This is a genomic window from Nocardioides sp., assembly GCF_035697785.1.
Lineage (GTDB): Bacteria > Actinomycetota > Actinomycetes > Propionibacteriales > Nocardioidaceae > Nocardioides_B.
The window spans coordinates 1-3,251 of sequence record NZ_DASSCL010000006.1; the positions used below are offsets into that span (position 1 = coordinate 1).

General features: G+C 72.7%; 4 protein-coding genes. 1 reads left to right on the top strand and 3 read right to left on the bottom strand.

The window, feature by feature from the left end:
- Positions 1–164: 164 nt before the first annotated feature.
- The 3 genes from VFH10_RS00850 to VFH10_RS00860 are packed head-to-tail and all read right to left on the bottom strand — an operon-like array spanning position 165 to position 2,550.
- Positions 165–953, bottom strand: coding sequence for an ABC transporter permease (locus tag VFH10_RS00850; RefSeq protein WP_325125052.1), 789 nt, complete (start codon positions 951–953; stop codon positions 165–167).
- On the bottom strand, positions 950–1,861 hold the full coding sequence (locus tag VFH10_RS00855; protein ID WP_325125053.1) for an ATP-binding cassette domain-containing protein: 912 nt from the start codon (positions 1,859–1,861) through the stop codon (positions 950–952). The genes VFH10_RS00850 and VFH10_RS00855 overlap by 4 nt, the downstream gene beginning before the upstream one ends.
- On the bottom strand, positions 1,861–2,550 hold the full coding sequence (locus tag VFH10_RS00860; RefSeq protein ID WP_325125055.1) for a metal-dependent transcriptional regulator: 690 nt from the start codon (positions 2,548–2,550) through the stop codon (positions 1,861–1,863). The genes VFH10_RS00855 and VFH10_RS00860 overlap by 1 nt, the downstream gene beginning before the upstream one ends.
- Before the next feature lie 47 nt (positions 2,551–2,597).
- On the opposite strand from VFH10_RS00860, the gene VFH10_RS00865 reads away from it, so the two are divergent.
- Positions 2,598–3,251: deoxyribodipyrimidine photo-lyase (locus tag VFH10_RS00865; protein ID WP_325125057.1), on the top strand; the 654-nt coding region annotated here is incomplete at its 3' end.

Consider the following 3,251-nt stretch of genomic DNA (forward strand, 5'->3'; position numbering starts at 1 on the left):
GACCGTCGTGAGGTGGTTCGCGGCCGTCGCGTGATCCGCTGCACGGCGTACGAAGCGCGCCACGAGCCCGACTCCATCGCCGAGGACCTCATCGCCCTCGGCATCCCCCGAGTTGTCAGTGCGTGAACCGGTCGGGACCGGCTGAGGCTCTGACAAGTCGGCGGTCAGGTGACGTCGCGGCGCACCGAGAGCAGCAGGCCGAGGCCGCCGAGTACGACGGCGTAGCCGATGAGCACCAGGCCGCCGACCCACCAGTCGAGGTAGTCGAGGAACGCGTCACCCGGCGAGGTCAGGGCGGCCGAGGCGTTGGTCGGCAGCCACTTCACAACCCAGTCGAGGTCGATCGAGTTGAGGGCGAAGGTGGCGATCGGCTCCACGAGGAAGGTGACGAACACCGCGACCATGATCGCGGCGATCTGGTTGCGGATCAGCGTGCCGATGCCGATGCCCAGCAGGGTCCACAGCGCGACCGCGAGGGTGGCGAGGACGGCCCCGCTCCACAGCTGGTCGGCGCCGTAACCGAGCGGGAAGTCGCGGAGGCTGATCACGATCCCGCCCACGACGAACGCGGCGACGAGGCCGGCCACGGCGTACCCGAAGCCGAAGCCCAGGTGCGCGAGCATCTTCGCGATCACGACCCGCGGCCGCCGCGGCGTGACCAGGAACGTCGGGGTGATCGTCTTGTAGCGGTACTCCCCGGTCATCCCGGTGATCCCGAGGATCAGCGCGAAGATGTAGGTGCCGGCGAAAGCGCTCGTCACGTAGACGCTGCGGATCGCCTCGTCCGTGTCGAGCGGCGGCGACGGGGGCTGACCACCGCCGGGGTCGACGCCCGCGAACCCCGCGGTGATGCCAGCCTGCAGCGCCGTGAAGAGCACCGCGCCGATCAGCAGCCCCCACCACAGCCGGGTGGAGGAGATCTTGCGCAGCTCCGAACGGACCAGGCCGGTCATCGGTCCACCCCCGTTGGGGTCGCGTCCGCGGTGAGGTCGAGGAAGACCCGCTCGAGGTCGCTGGCCTCAGGGCTCAGCTCGTGCAGCTCGACCCCGGTCGTGAAGGCGAGGTGGCCGATCTCCTCCGGCGTGCGGCCGCTCACCCTCAGCCGTCCGTCGGGCAGCGTCTCGACCCGGTCGCCGGCCAGCGCGTCGCGGAGCAGCTCGGGGGTCGGGGTGCGGACGAGCACGGCGGTCGGGCCGCGGTCGAGCTCGGCGAGGCCGCCCTGCCGGACCAGGCGACCGCGGGTGATCACGACGACGTCGTCGACGGTCTGCTTGACCTCGCTCAGCACGTGGCTCGACACGAGGATGGTCCGCCCCTCGGCGGCCAGGGCGCGCAGGAAGCCGCGCAGCCAGGCGATGCCCGCCGGGTCGAGGCCGTTGGCCGGCTCGTCGAGGATCAGCACGGGTGGGTCGCCGAGCAGCGCCTGCGCCAGGGCCAGCCGCTGCCGCATACCGAGCGAGAACCCACCCACCCGTCGCGTGGCCGCGTCCGACAGGCCGACCTGGGCGAGCACCTCGTCGGCCCGGGCCGTGTCGATGCCGGCGCCCAGCGTCAGCACCTGCAGGTGCGCGCGGGCGGTGCGTCCGGGGTGGAAGTCCGACGCCTCCAGCGCGGAGCCGACGACCTTCACGGGCTGGTCGAGGTCGCCGTAGTGACGGGCGTCGATGGTCGCGGTGCCGCTGGTCGGCGTGACCAGCCCGAGCAGACAGCGCAGCGTCGTGGTCTTGCCCGCACCGTTGGGGCCCAGGAAGCCCGTCACCACGCCGGGCCGGACCGAGAACGTGAGGTTGTCGAGAGCGACCGTCTCACCGAAGTGCTTCGTAAGACCGACGACGTCGATCCGATGCCCCTGCACCGGCATCAGAGCCGGCGCACGAAGACGTGGGCGGCCACCTCGTCGTCGACCTCGGCCGTCTCCCCACCGCTGCCGATGAGCACCCCCTCGGCGACGCGAGCCACGGTGACGACCTTGTCGGGGACCGCGCCGACCCGGCGCAGCGCGGCCATCAGCGGCTCGTCCTTCTGGAGCTCCTCGCTGATTCGCCGGACCATCACCCGGATGTCCTCGCCGGCCCCCGCGACCGCCTCGAGCGGCTCCACGTTGTCCATGAACTGCTCGCCGCCGGTCACCTCGCCGAGCTCGCTCAGTCCGGGGATCGGGTTGCCGTAGGGCGACTCGGTCGGGTGGTCGAGCAGCTCGACGAGCCGCCGCTCGACGGTCTCGGACATGACGTGCTCCCAGCGGCACGCCTCGGCGTGCACCAGCTCCCAGTCGAGGCCGATCACATCGGTGAGCAGCCGCTCCGCCAACCGGTGCTTGCGCATCACCCGGGTGGCCAGCCGGTGGCCCTCGTCGGTGAGCTCGAGGTGGCGGTCACCCTCCACCGTGAGCAGCCCATCGCGCTCCATGCGCGCGACCGTCTGGCTGACCGTGGGGCCGCTCTGGTGCAGCCGCTCGGCGATGCGGGCACGCAGCGGGACGATGCCCTCCTCGACCAGCTCATAGATGGTCCGGAGGTACATCTCGGTGGTGTCGATCAGGTCGCTCACCGGCACATTCTCCCCCATGCCCACCCCTGCTGGCACAGTGGACTCCGATGCCCTCCGTGATGTGGTTCCGCCGCGACCTCCGGCTCGGGGACAACCCCGCGCTGCTCGAGGCCGCCGCGGACGACGTGCTGCCCCTGTTCGTGCTCGACCCCGCGCTGTGGGGTCCGGCCGGCCCGGTCCGCCGGGCCTACCTCGGCGCCTCGCTCCGCGCGCTGGACGCGTCGCTCCCCCCGGGGTCGTCGTTGACGGTGCTCGAGGGTGATCCGGTACGCCGCGTGGTCGAGGCGGCGCGCGAGGTCGGCGCCACCCGGGTGCACGTCGCGGCCGACTACGGCCCCTACGGGCACCGACGGGACCTCGACGTCGAGCGGGCGCTGGCCGACGCCGGCATCCGGCTCGTGCGGACCGGCTCGCCGTACGCCGTCGCCCCGGGCCGGGTGACCAACGGCTCCGGCTCGCCGTACAAGGTGTTCACCCCGTTCTCGAAGGCCTGGGCCGACCACGGCTGGCGCGCCCCGGTGGACGCCCCTGACGGCATCTCCTGGCTCGGGCTGGCGGAGACCACCGCCATCCCGGACCCCGGGCTCCCCGACGGGATCGAGCGGCCCGAGGCCGGCGAGGAAGCGGCCCGGCGCCGGTGGCGCGACTTCCTCGACGACCGGGTCGCCGACTACGCCGGCGACCGCGACCGGCCGGGCATC